Annotated in this window: 18 protein-coding genes and 1 riboswitch; of the genes, 14 read left to right on the plus strand and 4 right to left on the minus strand. The window is 71.1% G+C overall.

Going from position 1 to position 15,967, the window contains the following annotated elements; all coding sequences use genetic code 11:
• Together CR470_RS26225 and CR470_RS26230 are read left to right on the plus strand one after the other, a co-directional pair.
• The coding region (locus CR470_RS26225; protein ID WP_143663873.1) for an RDD family protein at window positions 1–710 on the plus strand (710 nt) is incomplete at its 5' end.
• A gap of 134 nt (window positions 711–844) precedes the next feature.
• The gene (locus tag CR470_RS26230) at window positions 845–1,510 is read left to right on the plus strand and encodes an RDD family protein (protein ID WP_097869999.1); all 666 of its coding nucleotides are present in this window, start codon (window positions 845–847) and stop codon (window positions 1,508–1,510) included.
• 33 nt (window positions 1,511–1,543) lie between these two features.
• On the opposite strand, the gene CR470_RS26235 is transcribed toward CR470_RS26230, so the two are convergent.
• The gene (locus CR470_RS26235; RefSeq protein WP_097870000.1) at window positions 1,544–1,876 is read right to left on the minus strand and encodes a hypothetical protein; all 333 of its coding nucleotides are present in this window, start codon (window positions 1,874–1,876) and stop codon (window positions 1,544–1,546) included.
• 427 nt (window positions 1,877–2,303) lie between these two features.
• Between CR470_RS26235 and CR470_RS26240 the strand changes: the two genes are divergently transcribed.
• Together CR470_RS26240 and CR470_RS26245 are read left to right on the plus strand one after the other, a co-directional pair.
• Complete coding sequence (locus CR470_RS26240) at window positions 2,304–4,706, plus strand: immune inhibitor A domain-containing protein (protein ID WP_097870001.1); 2,403 nt, start codon at window positions 2,304–2,306, stop codon at window positions 4,704–4,706.
• A gap of 124 nt (window positions 4,707–4,830) precedes the next feature.
• Complete coding sequence (locus CR470_RS26245) at window positions 4,831–5,262, plus strand: hypothetical protein (protein WP_097870002.1); 432 nt, start codon at window positions 4,831–4,833, stop codon at window positions 5,260–5,262.
• 28 nt (window positions 5,263–5,290) lie between these two features.
• Here CR470_RS26245 and CR470_RS26250 read toward each other — a convergent pair whose 3' ends face one another.
• Both CR470_RS26250 and CR470_RS26255 read right to left on the minus strand, forming a co-directional pair.
• Window positions 5,291–5,881, minus strand: a complete 591-nt coding sequence (locus tag CR470_RS26250) for an isochorismatase family protein (protein ID WP_097870003.1) — start codon at window positions 5,879–5,881, stop codon at window positions 5,291–5,293.
• A 231-nt stretch (window positions 5,882–6,112) separates the two neighbouring features.
• Window positions 6,113–7,441: a nicotinate phosphoribosyltransferase gene (locus CR470_RS26255; protein WP_097870004.1), complete on the minus strand. Its 1,329-nt coding sequence runs from the start codon at window positions 7,439–7,441 to the stop codon at window positions 6,113–6,115.
• Between the two features lie 79 nt (window positions 7,442–7,520).
• Between CR470_RS26255 and clpS the strand changes: the two genes are divergently transcribed.
• The 10 genes from clpS (at window position 7,521) to CR470_RS26300 (ending at window position 15,438) form a co-directional block, all read left to right on the plus strand.
• Window positions 7,521–7,838 carry an ATP-dependent Clp protease adapter ClpS gene (clpS, locus tag CR470_RS26260; protein ID WP_097870005.1) on the plus strand — a complete coding sequence of 106 codons (318 nt, stop codon included), beginning with the start codon at window positions 7,521–7,523 and terminating at the stop codon, window positions 7,836–7,838.
• A gap of 53 nt (window positions 7,839–7,891) precedes the next feature.
• Window positions 7,892–8,503, plus strand: coding sequence for a DUF2017 domain-containing protein (locus CR470_RS26265; protein WP_097870006.1), 612 nt, complete (start codon window positions 7,892–7,894; stop codon window positions 8,501–8,503).
• Between the two features lie 286 nt (window positions 8,504–8,789).
• Window positions 8,790–10,235: an amino acid permease gene (locus CR470_RS26270; protein ID WP_097870007.1), complete on the plus strand. Its 1,446-nt coding sequence runs from the start codon at window positions 8,790–8,792 to the stop codon at window positions 10,233–10,235.
• 133 nt (window positions 10,236–10,368) lie between these two features.
• Entirely contained in the window at window positions 10,369–10,791 is a 423-nt protein-coding gene (locus tag CR470_RS26275; protein WP_007450621.1) for a Mov34/MPN/PAD-1 family protein, read from the plus strand.
• A gap of 53 nt (window positions 10,792–10,844) precedes the next feature.
• Window positions 10,845–11,004: riboswitch (cobalamin riboswitch) on the plus strand.
• 38 nt (window positions 11,005–11,042) lie between these two features.
• Window positions 11,043–12,041: an ABC transporter substrate-binding protein gene (locus tag CR470_RS26280; RefSeq protein ID WP_097870008.1), complete on the plus strand. Its 999-nt coding sequence runs from the start codon at window positions 11,043–11,045 to the stop codon at window positions 12,039–12,041.
• Window positions 12,038–13,078, plus strand: coding sequence for a FecCD family ABC transporter permease (locus CR470_RS26285; RefSeq protein ID WP_097870009.1), 1,041 nt, complete (start codon window positions 12,038–12,040; stop codon window positions 13,076–13,078). Before CR470_RS26280 ends, CR470_RS26285 begins: the two co-directional genes overlap by 4 nt.
• 28 nt (window positions 13,079–13,106) lie before the next feature.
• Window positions 13,107–13,904 (plus strand): ABC transporter ATP-binding protein, encoded by a 798-nt coding sequence (locus CR470_RS26290; protein WP_097870010.1) that lies wholly within the window; start codon window positions 13,107–13,109, stop codon window positions 13,902–13,904.
• A 69-nt stretch (window positions 13,905–13,973) separates the two neighbouring features.
• Window positions 13,974–14,102 (plus strand): putative leader peptide, encoded by a 129-nt coding sequence (locus CR470_RS40760; RefSeq protein ID WP_018958487.1) that lies wholly within the window; start codon window positions 13,974–13,976, stop codon window positions 14,100–14,102.
• A 98-nt stretch (window positions 14,103–14,200) separates the two neighbouring features.
• Window positions 14,201–14,488, plus strand: coding sequence for a MoaD/ThiS family protein (locus CR470_RS26295; protein WP_097870011.1), 288 nt, complete (start codon window positions 14,201–14,203; stop codon window positions 14,486–14,488).
• Window positions 14,488–15,438 (plus strand): PLP-dependent cysteine synthase family protein, encoded by a 951-nt coding sequence (locus tag CR470_RS26300; RefSeq protein ID WP_097870012.1) that lies wholly within the window; start codon window positions 14,488–14,490, stop codon window positions 15,436–15,438. Before CR470_RS26295 ends, CR470_RS26300 begins: the two co-directional genes overlap by 1 nt.
• A 110-nt stretch (window positions 15,439–15,548) precedes the next feature.
• On the opposite strand, the gene CR470_RS26305 is transcribed toward CR470_RS26300, so the two are convergent.
• On the minus strand, window positions 15,549–15,967 hold a 419-nt coding region (locus CR470_RS26305), incomplete at its 5' end, for a type II toxin-antitoxin system PemK/MazF family toxin (RefSeq protein WP_257138923.1).

A 15,967-nucleotide genomic window follows, 5' to 3' on the forward strand; every position in this document is an offset into this window, starting at 1 on the left:
GGCCCCCGGTGGCCCCGCACACGCCGCTGACGCCGGGCCACGGCGGTGGCTCGGCCTCCTGGGCGCAGCAGGTCCACCAACTGGCCCAGCCCGAACCGCAGCAGCATCAGCAACCGCATCAGCAACCGCAGTCGCACCAGCACCAGGGGGTGGGCGCGGACCAGCCCGTCGTGCCCTGGAAGCCGCCGGTCGACGATCCCTTCCAGCAACTCGCCCGCAACCAGGCATCGGCCCGGCCCGCCGGGCTCGGCAAGCGGTTCGCCGCCCGGCTGGTCGACAGTCTCGTGCTCGGCGCGGCCGTCGGGGCGGCGGCCGTCCCCCTGGCGACCCGGGCACTCGACCACATCGACCGGAAGATCACCGCGGCGAAGGAGACGGGCGAGACGGTCACCGTCTGGCTGCTGGACTCCACCACCGGGGCGCTGCTGGGGGCTCTGCTCGCCGCGTTCCTGCTCATCGGGTTCCTCCTGGAGGCACTGCCGACGGCCAAGTGGGGCCGGACGCTGGGCAAGAAGCTCTGCGGACTCGACGTACGGGACATCGAGTCCCACGACGCGCCCACCCTGGGCGCGGCCCTGCGCCGCTGGCTCGTCTACGGCGTGCTGGGACTGCTCGTCATCGGCGTGGTCAACGTTCTCTGGTGTCTGATCGACCGCCCCTGGCGCCAGTGCTGGCACGACAAGGCGGCCCGCACCTTCGTGGCGGGCTGAGCGGGCTGAGCGGGCCCCGGGAACGCGTGGCCGGGCGCGGGGCGACCTGCCCGTTTAGACTCGTATGCCGCTCCGTGTCCCCCGAACGCACCTGAGCCGTTGCGGGGCCCGGTGACGCGGGATGCACTGCCCCCATGAGCAACGACCAGCCGACGCCCGGCCAGCCGCCCGAGGACGACGATCCGTTCCTCAAGAAGCCGCAGGAGCCCTCGCCGCCGTCCGAGGGTCAGCCGTACGGCAGTGTGCCGCCCCCGCCACCGCCGCCCCCGCCGAACGATCCGTACGGCAGCGGCGCCGGCTTCGGCGCGCCCGATCCGCTGGCCGGGATGCCGCCGCTCGCCGAGCCGGGGAAGCGGATCCTGGCGCGGCTCATCGACTTCCTCGTCATCTCGATCCCGCTGTACCTGATCTCGCTGCCCTGGGGCGGCGCGGTCGACGTCAACGGGGACGGTGACGACGGGTTCGGCGACGCCGTCGCCAACGGGTACGGCGGGAGCCAGCTGCTGTGGTCGATCATCGGCCTGGTGGTCTACGTCGCCTACGACACGTACTTCACCCACAAGGACGGCCGCACGCTGGGCAAGCGGCTGCTGAAGCTGCGCGTCGCGATGCTCAACGACGGGCGGGTGCCCGACACCGGGGCCGCGCTGATGCGGGCCGTCGTGCTGTGGGCCCCGGCGCTGCTGTGCTGCCCGTGCCTGTGGTGGCTGATCAACATCGTGCTGATGTTCACGGACAAGCCCTACCGGCAGGGCCTTCAGGACAAGGCCGCCAAGACGGTCGTGGTGGCCGCCCGCTAGCGGACGGCCGCCCTCCGGTCCGTCGTCGCCCGTTCAGCGGTGCAGCGAGTGCTCGTCCGCCGATGCCGATGACGACGCCGATGACCGGGTCGCCGAGACGCGCTCCCGGGTGCCGACGCCCTCCAGGGCGTGGTGGGTTCGGGCGGCGGCGGCGTGGTCGGTCGCGGTCCGCCCGGCCCCCTCCGCTCCACGGTGGCGGGGGAGAGGCAGCCGTACGGCGACCAGGAGGCCGAGGGCCAGCGCGGTCGTGCCGACGGCGGCGACGCCGATGCCGGACTCCGTGCGGAACAGCAGCAGCAGGGCGAGCGTCGTGACGACGACGGTGGCCGAACCGTAGGCGAACTGTGCGGCAGTCGGACGCGGCATGGCGGTTTCCGTCCTCGGGACGTCGGATGGGCGGGCGGCGTTCGGCACGGTCGTGCGCGCCGAACGACCCTACGACGGTGAATGCCCGACCCGGACCGGTAGTAAGCGTGACCTAACACACGGTACCGGTGCACAGGGGGCGCACGGAGTCACACCTCTCACCAACCGGACAGCGGGACGCGCCGGTTGGGGTGAGGTGAACGGCCAGGTCCGGGCCGTGTCCGTTCTTTTGCCGTTCCCATGCCCGTCCCCTGCCGTCCGCATACCGGAAGGGCGCTCCGCATAGTGCACTTGGTCTGTTCAAGTCAAGGTCTGTCTTTTCTCTCATAACTCCGATCGAATGTCGTCACTTGTGACGCGTTTACGCGCGCGGCCCGTTTCCTACCCCCCTGGCCGCTGCGCGGACGCCCGGGGAGGACTGCATCAAGTGACCAATCAGAGACAGGCGCTTCGCGCCGCCGCCGTTGTCGTGGCCATGGCTGCGACCGCCGCGACGGCGTCGGCCTTCGCCACCGCCCAGGCGCATGACGGATCATCAGGTTCCGGCGTCTCCACCGTCGACCGCCGTGACCCGGCGCCGGCCAAGGGGCACGTGGAGCACAACCTGGAGGGCCCCTTCAGCGAGCAGCAGGCGGCCCAGCGCGAGGCCGCGCTGGAGCAGGTGCTCTCCGGGGACAAGAAGGTGGCGAACCGGGGCGGCTCCAAGGTCGTCAAGCTCGGCGACAAGAAGTACGTGGAGCTCGGCCGGGAGAAGACCGACAAGATCTTCACCATCCTGCTGGAGTTCGGCGACCAGGTCGACGACACCACGATGTTCGACCCCGACGGCGACGGCCCCAAGCCGCCCGTCAAGAAGTTCGGGGGCGCCCCGGGCCCGGCGCACAACAAGATCGCCAAGCCGGACCCGAAGAAGGACAACAGCACCGCCTGGAAGGACGACTACAACCGGGAGCACTTCCAGGAGCTCTACTTCGGCGAGGGCAAGGGCGTCCACTCGCTCAAGACCTACTACGAGAAGACCTCCTCGGGCCGCTACTCGGTCGAGGGAGAGGTCTCCGACTGGGTCAAGGTCCCGTACAACGAGGCCCGTTACGGCTCCAACTACTGCGGCCAGTCCAACTGCGCCAACGTGTGGGACGCGGTGCGCGACGGCGTGAACGCCTGGGTCGCGGACCAGCAGGCCAAGGGCCGCACCGACGCGGAGATCAAGGCGAACCTCGCCGAGTACGACGCGTGGGACCGCTACGACTTCGACGGTGACGGCAACTTCAACGAGCCCGACGGCTACATCGACCACTTCCAGCTGGTCCACGCCGGCGAGGACGAGTCGGCCGGCGGCGGCGCCGAGGGCACCAACGCCATCTGGGCGCACCGCTGGTACGCGTACGGCACCAACGCGGGCGCGACCGGACCCGCGGACAACAAGGCCGGTGGCGCCCAGATCGGCGACACGGGCATCTGGGTCGGCGACTACACCGTCCAGCCCGAGAACGGCGGCCTGGGCGTCTTCGCCCACGAGTACGCCCACGACCTCGGCCTCCCGGACCTGTACGACACCTCCGGCGGTGGCGAGAACTCGGTCGGCTTCTGGTCCCTGATGTCGGCGGGCTCCTGGCTCGGCACAGGCACGGGCGAGATCGGCAACCTGCCGGGCGACATGACCTCGTGGGACAAGCTCCAGCTCGGCTGGCTCGACTACGACAAGGCCAAGGCGGGCAAGACCTCGCTGCACAAGCTGGGTGTCTCGGAGTACAACACCAAGAACCCGCAGGCGCTCGTCGTCGAGCTGCCGAAGAAGGCCGTCACCACCACCGTCGTCAAGCCCGCCGAGGGTGCGAAGCAGTGGTGGAGCGACATGGGCGACGACCTGTCGAACACCCTGACCCGCTCGGTCGACCTGACCGGCAAGTCCAAGGCCGCGCTGGACCTTTCGGGCTGGTACGACATCGAGGCCGACTACGACTACCTCTACACCGAGGTGTCCGAGAACGGCGGCGCCAACTGGACCGCGCTCGACGGCACCGCCGACGGCAAGGCCATCCCGCGCGACGCCAGTGACAAGCCGGCTCTGACCGACGTCTCGGGCGCGTACAAGAAGCTGTCCTTCTCCCTGGACGCCTACGCGGGCAAGAAGGTCGACCTCCGCTTCCGCTACCAGACGGACGGCGGCGCGGGCGGCAAGGGCTTCACGGCCGACGAGATCACCATCACGGCCGACGGCGCCACGCTCTTCTCGGACAACGCCGAGGGCGACGACAACGGCTGGACCGCGAAGGGCTTCTCGCGGGTCGGTGAGTCCTTCACCCAGGACTACCCGCAGTACTACATCGCGGAGAACCGCCAGTACGTGTCGTACGACGAGACCCTCAAGGTCGGCCCGTACAACTTCGGCTTCTCCGGCACCCGTCCGGACTGGGTCGAGCACTACGCGTACCAGAACGGTCTGCTGGTCTGGCTCTGGGACACCTCCCAGAAGGACAACAACACCTCCGTCCACCCGGGCCAGGGTCTGATCCTGCCGATCGACGCGCACGCCAAGCCGCTGAAGTGGAAGGACGGCTCGCTCCTGCGCAACAAGATCCAGCCGTTCGACGCGCCGTTCAGCTGGTACCCGAACCAGGGCTTCACGCTCCACAACGCGGACGTTCCGCTGCACATCAAGCCCGCCCTGGGCAACCCGGTCTTCGACGACCGCAAGGGCACCTACTGGTACAAGGAGAACCCCACGGGTGGTGTCAAGGTTCCTGACACGAACACCCGCATCTCCATCGTCCACGAGCCCCGCAACGGCTCGACGATGAGCGTGCTGGTCGGCCCCTCGGGTCGCTGATCAAGTAAAACCGCAGGTCAAAACATGATCGGCCGTCGCCCCCTAGCGGGCGGCGGCCGATCGTGTTTAGGTGCGTCTTGTTCACATCCTTATTGACACGACGTCTCACGGGGGAGCGCGGAGCATGGCTGGCGGAGGTTTCTGCAGGTTGCCGAACGGCACGGTGGTGGTCGCACTGACCCTGACCAGACCGGCCGACGGAACAGGCCCCCACGGGGGTACGGGAGCGGGGCCCGGAGCCCCGGTACGGGTGCTGGTGCACGCGGCGAACCGGGCGCGCGCCCTGACCCGGCTGCGCAACCTGGGGCTGCGGGCGGTCTATCTGCGCGGCAACGACCGGCCGCCCACGCCGGACGAGGTCACGGCGGTACTGCACCATCCGGACGGTCTGCTGTGGCGGGCCGCCCCGCAGGCGGGCCCGGCCGGGCCGTCGGGCCTCGCGCCCCAGTCAGCTCAGTCACCCCAGGCGCCCCAGTCGTGCCAGGAGCTGTGGCACCCGATCAGGGCCCTGCTGGGCCCCGCCGGGTACGCCGGACCGGCCCGCCCGGCCGCGTAGGCGCGCGAGGCGCGATCCCCGGGCGGGGTTACGACGCGACCACGGGTGTGCCGGAGAGCTTCACGCCCGCCGTGCGCATCTCCGCCAGGGCCCGTTCCGTGGTCGCCCCGGACACGCCGGCGGTCAGGTCGAGCAGCACCTGTGTGACGAAGCCCTCACGGGCCGCGTCCAGCGCGGTGGCCCGCACGCAGTGGTCGGTGGCGATGCCGACCACGTCGACCTCGGTGACCTCGCGGTCGCGCAGCCACTGGGCGAGGCCGGTCCCGTTCTCGTCGGAGCCCTCGAACCCGCTGTACGCGGCCGCGTACGCCCCCTTGTCGAACACCGTGTCGATCGCGCCGGAGGCGACGGCGGGCGCGAAGTTCGGGTGGAAGCCGACGCCCTCCGTGCCGGCGACGCAGTGCGCCGGCCAGGAGTGCTCGAAGTCCGGGCTGGGCGAGAAGTGGTCGCCCGGGTCGATGTGGTGGTCGCGGGTGGCCACCACGTGGCGGTAGCCGGGCTGGGCGTCGCCGATCAGGTCGGTGATGGCGGCGGCGACATCGGCACCGCCCGCCACCGCGAGGCTGCCGCCCTCGCAGAAGTCGTTCTGAACGTCCACGACGATCAATGCGCGGTGCATGGCGGGTGTCCTTCGGTGGGGGCGGGAGCGGATGGAGCGGGGCGGGAGCGGGTGGGGACCGGAGCGGGATGGCGCCGAGCGGGGCGGGGAGGCCGGGGTGTCCGGGTGGGTCCGCGGGTTCGAGCCTAGGCACTGGGCCGTCACAATCAAGCCCGTCCGTCAAACCGCCGGTTGCGGACCCGGCCGGTCCGGACGCCGGGGCGGCCCCCCGCGGGCCGCCCCGGGCCGTTCTCAGGCGTACTCGGTCGGGATCACCGGCTCGCCCCGCGACAGCTGGATCGCCGACATCGGCAGCCCCGCGCGCGCGGCCACGTGCCGCTCCCGGACGGCCTCCAGGGGCTCGCGCGCGAGCACCTCGCCACCGCGCACCAGCTCCACCAGCAGCTGCCGGTCGGCCAGCTCCTCGGGGACGGGGCCGGTGCCGACCACCTCGGCCTCGGCGACGCCGTGCTCGTCGGTCCGGCGGGCGGCCCACTTGCGACCGCCCTTCGACGACTTCGCGCCGAGCGACTTCTTCGCCACCGGCACCAGCGGAGCGTCCGGCTCCGCCGAGCCGGCGCGGGCCACCAGCTTGTAGACCATCGAGCAGGTGGGGTGCCCGCTCCCGGTGACCAGCTGGGTGCCGACCCCGTACGCGTCCACCGGCGCGGCGGCCAGCGAGGCGATGGCGTACTCGTCCAGGTCCGAGGTGACCACGATCTTCGTGTCCGTCGCCCCCAGCTCGTCCAGCTGCTGCCGCACCCGGTGCGCGACCAGGAGCAGGTCCCCGGAGTCGATCCGTACGGCGCCCAGCTCGGGCCCCGCGATCTCGACGGCCGCCCGGACCGCCTCGGTCACGTCGTACGTGTCGACCAGCAGCGTCGTGCCCCGGCCCAGCGAGTCCACCTGCGCCCGGAACGCGTCGCGCTCGTTGTCGTGCAGCAGGGTGAAGGAGTGCGCGCTCGTGCCGACGGTCGGGATCGCCCAGCGGAAGCCGGCCGCCAGGTCGGAGGTGGCGTCGAAGCCGCCGACGAAGGCGGCACGGGCCGAGGCGACCGCGGACAGCTCGTGGGTGCGGCGCGCGCCCATCTCGATCAGCCGGCGGTCCCCGGCGGCGGCCGACATCCGCGAGGCGGCGGCGGCGATGGCGGAGTCGTGGTTGAGGATGGAGAGGATCACCGTCTCCAGCAGCACGCACTCGGCGAAGGAACCCTCCACCCGCAGGATCGGGGAGCCGGGGAAGTAGACCTCGCCCTCCGGGTAGCCCCAGATGTCGCCGCTGAAGCGGTAGCCGGCCAGCCATTCGAGGGTGGGTTCGTCGACGATCTTCTGCTGCCGCAGGAAGCCGATCATCTCGTCGTCGAAGTGGAAGTTCTCCACCGCGTCCAGCACCCGGCCGGTGCCCGCGACGACTCCGTAGCGCCGCCCTTCGGGCAGCCGGCGGGTGAACGCCTCGAAGACCGAGTGCCGGTCGGCGGTGCCGGCCTTGAGGGCCGCCTGCACCATGGTCAGTTCGTACTGGTCGGTGAAGAGCGCGGTCGACGGAACGCCGACCCGTCGCCCGAGGTCCGCTGAGTTCATGGCTGGGATGCTACCCCCTATTCGTCAAAGTGACGAGATGTGGGGTCCGTTTGTGCGCCGGACCCGCCCGGGTGGCAGCATGGGACAGGTGAGCGTTGCTACCCCGCTAGAGATCGAACGTCCCGATTCGGCCGAGGAGACCTTCGCGGTCCCCGAGCCGGACGTCCCGTGGGTGACGCTCGTCCACAATGACCCGGTCAACCTCATGAGCTACGTGACCTACGTCTTCCAGGCCTACTTCGGCTACCCGAAGGACAAGGCCCACAAGCTCATGATGGACGTGCACCAGAAGGGCCGCGCCGTCGTCTCCAGCGGGAGCCGCGAGGAGATGGAGCGCGACGTCCAGGCCATGCACGGATACGGGCTGTGGGCCACCCTCACCCAGGACCGCAACTAGGGCCGCCCGGGCCCGCCCGACCCTGCCCCGTTCGACCCACCATCGGAGAATCCATGGCCGGCCATTTCGAGGCCACCCCAGGCGGCGGCGCGGCCGTCGCGCTCGACGAGGTCGAGATCTCCATCCTGCGGTCCCTCGCCGTCCAGCTGCTCGAACTCATCGGCCCCGGCGAGACGCCCGCCGAGGGCGAGGACCCGCTCGCCGCCCTCTTCGCCGAGGGCCCCAGCAAGCCGCCGTCCGACCCGGCGCTCGCCCGGCTCTTCCCCGACGCCTACGGCGGCCCCGACCGTCCCGCCGAGGGCGGAAAGCCGGAGGAGGAGCTGCGCGAGCTGTCCTCCGAGTTCCGCCGCTTCACCGAGAACGACCTGCGCTCGGGCAAGCGCGAGGACGCCGTCACCGTCGTCCGCACCCTGGACGCGCTCTCGCCCGCCGGGGACGGCGGCGCCGTCCTCACCCTCACCGGCGAGGAGTGCCGCAGCTGGCTCCGCTCCCTCAACGACCTGCGCCTGACCATCGGCACCCGGCTGGAGGTCTCAGACGAGGACGAGGGCGGGGAGGGCTCGCTCTACCGGCTCCCCGACGCCGATCCGCGCAAGCCCATGGTGATGGCCTACCTCTGGCTCGGAGCGCTCCAGGAAACGCTCGTCGAAACGCTTATGCCGTGAGGCCGAGGCCGTAATGCCGTGAATGGAGAGGGCGCCCCCCCCCCCCCCCCCGCGCCGGGGGAGGACCCCTTGCCCGCTTTTTTCTGTGTCGTGCGCCACAGAATGTCCCACTGTGTCCCCTGACCGCCGTGATAAATCTTCACGACCGCCCCGGGACGCCACCCCTGTTCCCGGAGGCGCCGCGGACCGGCCGAACGCCGACGGCACTCCATCCATATCCGGGGGGATCAGGACCTGATCCGCAGCCTTGTGCGGCGCGGATCGGCGTGGAGAAAGGCGCACCACCATGACATCGGCGCAGGTCGACGAGGGACAGGCCGACAAGGGTCGGCCCGGCGGCGACGCCGGGGACTCCGGGGCAAGTGGCGAGGGATACCAGCGCGGCCTGGGAGCTCGTCAGATCCAGATGATCGCCATCGGCGGAGCCATCGGCACCGGGCTCTTCCTCGGCGCGGGCAAAGCCATCGACCGGGCCGGACCCAGCCTCATCCTGGCCTACGTCATCGCGGGCCTGGTCATCTTCTTCATCATGCGGGCACTGGGCGAACTCCTCATGTACCGCCCGGTCTCCGGCTCCTTCTCGGAGTACGCCCGGGAATTCCTCGGCCCCTTCTTCGGATTCGTGACCGGCTGGACCTACTGGCTCTTCTGGGTCGTCACCGGAATCACCGAAGTCACCGCCGCCGCCACCTATATGACGTACTGGTGGAACATTCCGCAATGGCTGTCCGCCCTGGTGTTCACCGTCATTCTGTACGGCGCCAACCTGATCTCCGTGAAGCTCTTCGGTGAGCTGGAGTTCTGGTTCTCCATGGTCAAGGTCACCGCGATCATCGGCATGATCCTGATCTGCGCGGGCGTCCTCACCGTCGGATTCTCCGACGCCGGCGACACCGCGACCGTCGCCAACCTCTGGAACGACGGCGGCTTCTTCCCCAACGGCATCACCGGCACCCTCATGACGCTCCAGATCGTCATGTTCGCGTTCCTCGCCGTCGAACTCGTCGGCGTCACCGCCGGGGAGTCCAAGGACCCCGAGACCGTGCTGCCCAAGGCCATCAACACCGTGCCGTGGCGCATCGCCGTCTTCTACGTCGGCGCGCTGATCATGATCCTCTCGGTCGTGCCCTGGTCCACCTTCAAACCCGGCGTCTCCCCGTTCGTGAAGGCCTTCGAGGAGATGGGCTTCAGCGTCGGCGCCGCCGTCGTCAACTTCGTCGTCCTCACCGCCGCGCTCTCCTCCTGCAACTCCGGCATGTACTCCACCGGACGCATGCTCCGCGACCTCGCCCTCAACGGCCAGGGCCCCCGCGCCTTCGCCAAGCTGACGAAGAACGGCCTGCCGCTGGTGGGCACCACCTTCTCCGCCGCTCTGATGCTCGTCGGCGTGTGGATCAACTACCAGTGGCCGGGCGAGGCGTTCACCTACGTCGTCTCCTTCGCGACCATCTCCGGCATGTGGGCCTGGATCATGATCCTGGTGAGCCAGGTCCGCTACCGCCGCATGGCCGACGCGGGCCTGCTGCCCCAGTCCTCGTTCAAGGCCCCCGGAGCCCCGTACACGAGCTGGTTCGCGCTCCTGTTCATCGGCATGGTCCTCGTGATGATGGCGATCGACAAGGACGCCAGGATCTCGCTCTACTGCGCACCGCTGTGGGCGCTCATCCTCTTCGTCTCCTACCGGACGCTCCGGTCGCGCACCCCGGAGAAGACCACCGCCGGCACCCACTGACCCCGAGGGCGGGCCCCACACCGCCCTCCTCCCGGACCGCCCCCGGCCGCCCCAACGGCCGACGGCGTCCAGCATGCGGGCCCCCGCGTACCACCCATCGGTACGCCGGGGGCCCGCTGCTTATCCTGGCGCCATGCTGACCATCACCCAGGCGCTCCACGACCAGATCGTCGCCCACTCCCGCGCCGACCACCCCGACGAGGCGTGCGGAGTGGTCGCGGGCCCGGCCGGGACGGACCGCCCCGAGCGCTTCATCCCGATGCTCAACGCCGCCCGCTCGCCCACGTTCTACGAGTTCGACTCGGCCGACCTCCTCAAGCTCTACCGCGAGATGGACGACCGCGACGAGGAGCCCGTGATCGTCTACCACTCGCACACGGCGACCGAGGCCTACCCCTCCCGCACCGACGTCACCTACGCCAACGAACCCGGCGCCCACTACGTCCTGGTCTCCACCGCCGACACCGACGACGCCGGACCCTTCCAGTTCCGCTCGTACCGCATCGTGGACGGCGAGATCACCGAGGAAGACGTGCGGGTCGTCGAGGCGTACTGACCCACCCGGGTGCCCCCGCAGGGCCCCCGCGACGGGTCTGGCACACTGCCCCCAGACCCATCGAGGCAGCAGGAATCCAGGAAGCCGGTGCGAATCCGGCACGGTCCCGCCACTGTGACCGGGCCCCCTCCCACGCGGACGACTCCCCAGCGGACGACGACGCACCGGAGGGCGGCCCGGAAGTCAGGAACTGGCCCGCCGCCTTCTCGCATCGACCAGGGGACGCGGAAATCCCCCGGAGAGGCCCCGCCATGCCCCGGCGCACCCCCGCGCTCATAGCCGCCGCCGTGCTGCTCCCGCTCGCCCTCACCGCCTGCTCCACCCCGGACGGCGGCACCGCCACCACCGGGGACAAGCCCGCGGCCAAGAGCGACGGCTTCCCGTACACCGTCAAGAACTGCGGTGTCACCACCACGTACACGGCCCCGCCGCAACGCGTCGTCACCATGAACCAGCACGTCACCGAGATCATGCTGGAACTGGGCCTGGCGAAGTCCCTCGTCGGCACCGCCTACCTCGACGACCGGATCCTGCCGAAGTACGGAGAGGACTACGCGTCCGTCCCGGTCATCGCGAAGGAGTACCCCTCCTACGAGCAGGTCCTCGCCGCGAACCCCGACTTCGTCTACGGCGGCTACGCCAGCGCGTTCGCGGCAGGCGACGGGCGCGGGCGCGAGGCGCTGAAGAAGTCCGGCATCGAGACCCGCCTCAACACCGAGAGCTGCACCAAGGGCGACCAGCCCATGAACACCCTCTACGAGGAGATCCGCGAGGTCGGCCGCACCTTCGGCGTCAGCGACCGCGCCGAGGCCTGGATCAAGCAGGCCGAGGCCGACAACGCCGCCACCGCCAAGAAGCTCGCCGGCCTGAAACCCGTCTCCGTCTTCGTCTACGACAGCGGCGACAAGACCGCGTTCACCGCCGGCGGCGAAGGCATCGGCAACGAACTGATCGAGCGGGCCGGCGGCACCAACGTCTTCGCCGACCTCGACAAGCCCTTCGGCGACGCCTCCTGGGAGAACGTCGTCGCCCGCAAGCCGGAAGCCGTCGTGATCTACGACTACGGCTCCACCACCGTCGAACAGAAGAAGAAGCGCCTTCTCACCGACCCGGCCCTCGCCGACGTCCCCGCCATCAGGAACAAGCGCTTCGCGGTCATGCCGCTCTCCGACGCCGTCCTCGGCGTCCGCGTCCCCGCCGCCGTCGACAAGCTCGCGGCCCAGCTCCACCCGGGGGCCACCACCCCGTGAGCTGCCGCACCCCCGCACCGCGACGGCCGCTCCGCTACACCCTGGTGCTCGGCGCCCTCGCCGCGCTCCTCGCCGCCGCCGTCATCGCCGCACTCGCCCTCGGCTCCGTCCGTATCCCGCCCGGCCAGGTCCTCGACATCCTGACCGGGCGGGCGGACGCGAGCCCCTTCCGCACGATCGTCCTGGACGTCCGCCTGCCCCGGGTGCTGCTCGGCATCGTCGTCGGCGCCGGACTCGCCGTCATCGGCACCGTCCTCCAGGCCCTCGTACGCAACCAGCTCGCCGACCCGTTCCTCCTCGGCGTCTCCTCCGGGGCGTCCGCCGGCGCCGTCCTGGTGATCGTCCTCGGCATCGGCGCGACCCTCGCCACCACCGTCACCATCCCGGCGGCCGCCTTCGCGGGCGCGCTGCTCTCCCTGCTCCTCGTCTACACCCTGGCACGCGGCGGAGGCGGCCTCGCCACCAACCGGCTCGTCCTCGCCGGGGTCGCCGTCTCCTACGTCCTCTCCGCCCTGACCAGCCTGATCCTGGTCACCTCCGCCCGCGCCGACCACCTCCAGGAAGTCCTCTACTGGACCCTCGGCGGCCTCGGCGCGGCCCGCTGGGACATGCTCGCGCTCCCCGCGGTCACCCTGGTCGTCGGCACCGGCGTACTCCTCACCCTGGCCCGGCCGCTCGACCTGCTCCTGGTGGGGGAGGAGGGCGCGACCGTCCTCGGCCTCGACACCGCCCGCTTCCGGGCCGCCGTCTTCGTCCTCGCCTCCCTCATGACCGGGGCGCTCGTCGCGTACAGCGGGGCGATCGGCTTCGTCGGGCTGATGGTCCCGCACATGGCCCGGATGGCCGTCGGCGCCGCGCACCGCGCACTGCTCCCGGTCGTCGCCCTCGGCGGAGCGGTGTTCCTGGTCCTCGCCGACCTGGCCGCCCGGACGCTCGCCGCCCCGCAGGACATCCCGGTCGGCGTCCTCACCGCGCTGACCGGCGGCCCGTTCTTCCTCTGGATGCTCCGCCGCCGCCCCGAGGGAGCGCCCGCATGACGACGTCACCCGTAGAGGGAGCCCGCCCATGACCACCCTGCGCACCGAGGGCCTCTCGTACGGCGTCGGCGAGGGCCGCCACCTCGTCGACTCCGTCGACCTCACCGCCGCCGACGGCGAGACCGTCGGCCTCGTCGGCCCCAACGGCAGCGGCAAGACCACCCTCCTGCGCTGCGTCTACGGCACCCTGCGCCCCACCCACGGCCGCGTCCTCCTCGACGGCGACGACCTCGCCACCCTCCCCGTGAAGACCCGCGCCCAGCGCATCGCCACCGTCCCGCAGGACGGCCACGCCGGCTTCGAGCTCACCGTCGGCCAGGTCGTCGCGATGGGACGCGCCCCGCACAAACGGTTCTGGGAGGCGGACACCGCCGCCGATACCGCCCTGGTGGCCGACGCCCTCGCCCGGGTCGGCATCGCCGCCCTCGCACCCCGGACGTTCGCCTCCCTCTCCGGCGGCGAACGCCAGCGCGCCCTGGTCGCCCGCGCCCTGGTCCAGCGGCCGTCGCTCGTCGTCCTGGACGAGCCGACCAACCACCTGGACATCCGCTACCAGCTGGAGATCCTCTCCCTGGTCCGCGACCTCGGCACCACCAACCTCCTCGCCCTCCACGACCTCAACCTCGCCGCGTACTACTGCGACCGCCTCTACGTCCTCAAGGACGGCCGCGTCATCGCCTCCGGCACCCCGAAAGAGGTGCTCACGGCCGAACTGCTGGGCGAGGTGTACGGCGTCGCCGCCGAGGTCAGCACCCACCCGAAGACCGGCGCCCCCACGGTCGTCTACCTGCCGGAAGAGCTCACCCGCCCCGTGCTGTCCACATAGCGGTCGCTCACCATCCAGCATCTGATATGACACTCGGGTTTCCGCACAGGGAATCGATACGATGCCCGCATGGTTCCCCATGACGTGAGCAACAAGACGCCGGGCACGCTGCTCGTCGCGCGGCTGCACGTCGACCTGTGCAGGCTCGCCAGCGCGATCTGTCCCGCCCGCAGCCTGCCCGTGAGCCGCCCGGCCTGAGCCGCGGTCCGCGCGCCCACCCACACGCACCACCCCCTGCGCGGGGGCAGAAACGCGCGCCCCACGCCACCTCCACGCTTTCGACAGGAGCCCACGCCATGGCCATCGAGGTCCGCATCCCGACCATCCTCCGCACCTACACCGACGGCGCGAAGGCCGTCGAAGGCAACGGGGACACCGTCGCCGACCTCTTCGCCGACCTGGAGAGCCGCCACACCGGCATCCGTGAGCGACTCGTCGACGGCGCGAACGGCGAACAGCTCCGCCGCTTCGTGAACGTCTACCTCAACGACGAGGACGTCCGCTTCCTCGACGGCATCAGCACCAAGCTCAGCGACGGCGACAACATCACGATCCTCCCGGCCGTCGCCGGCGGCATGCGCTGATGCGGTACGACTCCCCGCTGGCGGCCGTCGGGAACACCCCCCTCGTCCGCCTCCCGCGGCTGTCCCCGTCCGAGGACGTCCGGATCTGGGCCAAGCTGGAGGACCGCAACCCCACCGGCTCGATCAAGGACCGCCCGGCGCTCCACATGGTCGAACAGGCCGAGAAGGACGGCCGGCTGACACCCGGCTGCACCATCCTGGAGCCCACCAGCGGCAACACGGGCATCTCGCTCGCCATGGCGGCCAAGCTCAAGGGCTACCGCATCGTCTGCGTCATGCCGGAGAACACCTCCCAGGAGCGGCGCGACCTGCTCGCCATGTGGGGCGCCGAGATCATCTCCTCCCCGGCCGCGGGCGGCTCCAACACCGCCGTCCGCGTCGCGAAGGAACTGTCGGCCGAGCACCCGGACTGGGTGATGCTCTACCAGTACGGCAACCCGGACAACGCGGGCGCCCACTACGCCACCACCGGACCCGAGATCCTCACCGACCTCCCGTCCATCACCCACTTCGTCGCGGGCCTCGGCACCACCGGCACCCTCATGGGCGTCGGCCGCTACCTCCGCGAGAACCGCCCCGGCATCCGGATCGTCGCCGCCGAACCGCGCTACGACGACCTGGTCTACGGCCTGCGCAACCTCGACGAGGGCTTCGTCCCCGAGCTCTACGACGCCTCGGTCCTCACCACCCGCTTCTCCGTGGGCTCCGCCGACGCGGTCACCCGCACCCGCGAACTCCTCCAGCAGGAGGGCATCTTCGCGGGCGTCTCCACCGGCGCCGCCCTCCACGCGGCGATCGGCGTGGGCAACAAGGCGGTCAAGGCGGGGGAGAGCGCCGACATCGTCTTCGTCGTCGCGGACGGCGGCTGGAAGTACCTGTCGACGGGCGTCTACACGGCGGAGACGACAGAAGCGGCGATCGAAACGCTTCAGGGCCAGCTCTGGGCGTGACCCCGCACCGGGCATCCCGGCCCGTCCGGCGCCTGAGGACATCTTTCAGCCCCTCCGCCGTTCGAGGAGCGGGGCCCGGGGCGGAGCCCCGAGAACCAGGGCCCCGCCCCTCACCCCGCCCCCAGCCCACGCACCCGCTCCCACAGCTCCGGATCCACCGCCCCCACCCGCCGCCGGAACCCGGAGATCCGCACCTCGCGCAGCTCGTCCGTCTCCAGGAAACTCCGCCGCCCCTGCCGGTCCCCGACCGTCCCCGCGGGCAGCGCGATCACCCCCGGCCGCTCCTCGTGATGCTTGCTGGTGATCTTCGCGACCAGCGCCGTGCGCCCCCGGCCCCGCCCCCGTACCGAGATCACCAGACACGGCCGGTCCTTCGACCCGGGCCCGTCCTCGTACGGCACATCGGCCCACCACACCTCACCGGCCCGAGGCACACGCCCGTCCCCACGCCCTTCCGGGCCCGAAGGCCGCGACGGCCGGGACGGCGGCCGGGTCGACCCCGCCCGCTGCCGGGGCCGCCGCGAGCGGG

The organism is Streptomyces sp. rh34, assembly GCF_002551245.1.
Lineage (GTDB): Bacteria > Actinomycetota > Actinomycetes > Streptomycetales > Streptomycetaceae > Streptomyces.

What these genes read in the sequence shown, in the direction of transcription:
- CR470_RS26235 (WP_097870000.1), bottom strand. Translation starts at nt 1,876, where the DNA reads ATGCCGCGTCCGACTGCCGCACAGTTCGCCTACGGTTCGGCCACCGTC.
- CR470_RS26290 (WP_097870010.1), top strand. Translation starts at nt 13,107, where the DNA reads ATGACCACCCTGCGCACCGAGGGCCTCTCGTACGGCGTCGGCGAGGGC.
- CR470_RS26250 (WP_097870003.1), bottom strand. Translation starts at nt 5,881, where the DNA reads ATGCACCGCGCATTGATCGTCGTGGACGTTCAGAACGACTTCTGCGAG.
- CR470_RS26280 (WP_097870008.1), top strand. Translation starts at nt 11,043, where the DNA reads ATGCCCCGGCGCACCCCCGCGCTCATAGCCGCCGCCGTGCTGCTCCCG.
- CR470_RS26265 (WP_097870006.1), top strand. Translation starts at nt 7,892, where the DNA reads ATGGCCGGCCATTTCGAGGCCACCCCAGGCGGCGGCGCGGCCGTCGCG.
- CR470_RS26300 (WP_097870012.1), top strand. Translation starts at nt 14,488, where the DNA reads ATGCGGTACGACTCCCCGCTGGCGGCCGTCGGGAACACCCCCCTCGTC.
- CR470_RS26275 (WP_007450621.1), top strand. Translation starts at nt 10,369, where the DNA reads ATGCTGACCATCACCCAGGCGCTCCACGACCAGATCGTCGCCCACTCC.
- CR470_RS26295 (WP_097870011.1), top strand. Translation starts at nt 14,201, where the DNA reads ATGGCCATCGAGGTCCGCATCCCGACCATCCTCCGCACCTACACCGAC.
- CR470_RS26245 (WP_097870002.1), top strand. Translation starts at nt 4,831, where the DNA reads ATGGCTGGCGGAGGTTTCTGCAGGTTGCCGAACGGCACGGTGGTGGTC.
- CR470_RS26270 (WP_097870007.1), top strand. Translation starts at nt 8,790, where the DNA reads ATGACATCGGCGCAGGTCGACGAGGGACAGGCCGACAAGGGTCGGCCC.
- CR470_RS26255 (WP_097870004.1), bottom strand. Translation starts at nt 7,441, where the DNA reads ATGAACTCAGCGGACCTCGGGCGACGGGTCGGCGTTCCGTCGACCGCG.
- clpS (WP_097870005.1), top strand. Translation starts at nt 7,521, where the DNA reads ATGGGACAGGTGAGCGTTGCTACCCCGCTAGAGATCGAACGTCCCGAT.
- CR470_RS40760 (WP_018958487.1), top strand. Translation starts at nt 13,974, where the DNA reads ATGGTTCCCCATGACGTGAGCAACAAGACGCCGGGCACGCTGCTCGTC.
- CR470_RS26230 (WP_097869999.1), top strand. Translation starts at nt 845, where the DNA reads ATGAGCAACGACCAGCCGACGCCCGGCCAGCCGCCCGAGGACGACGAT.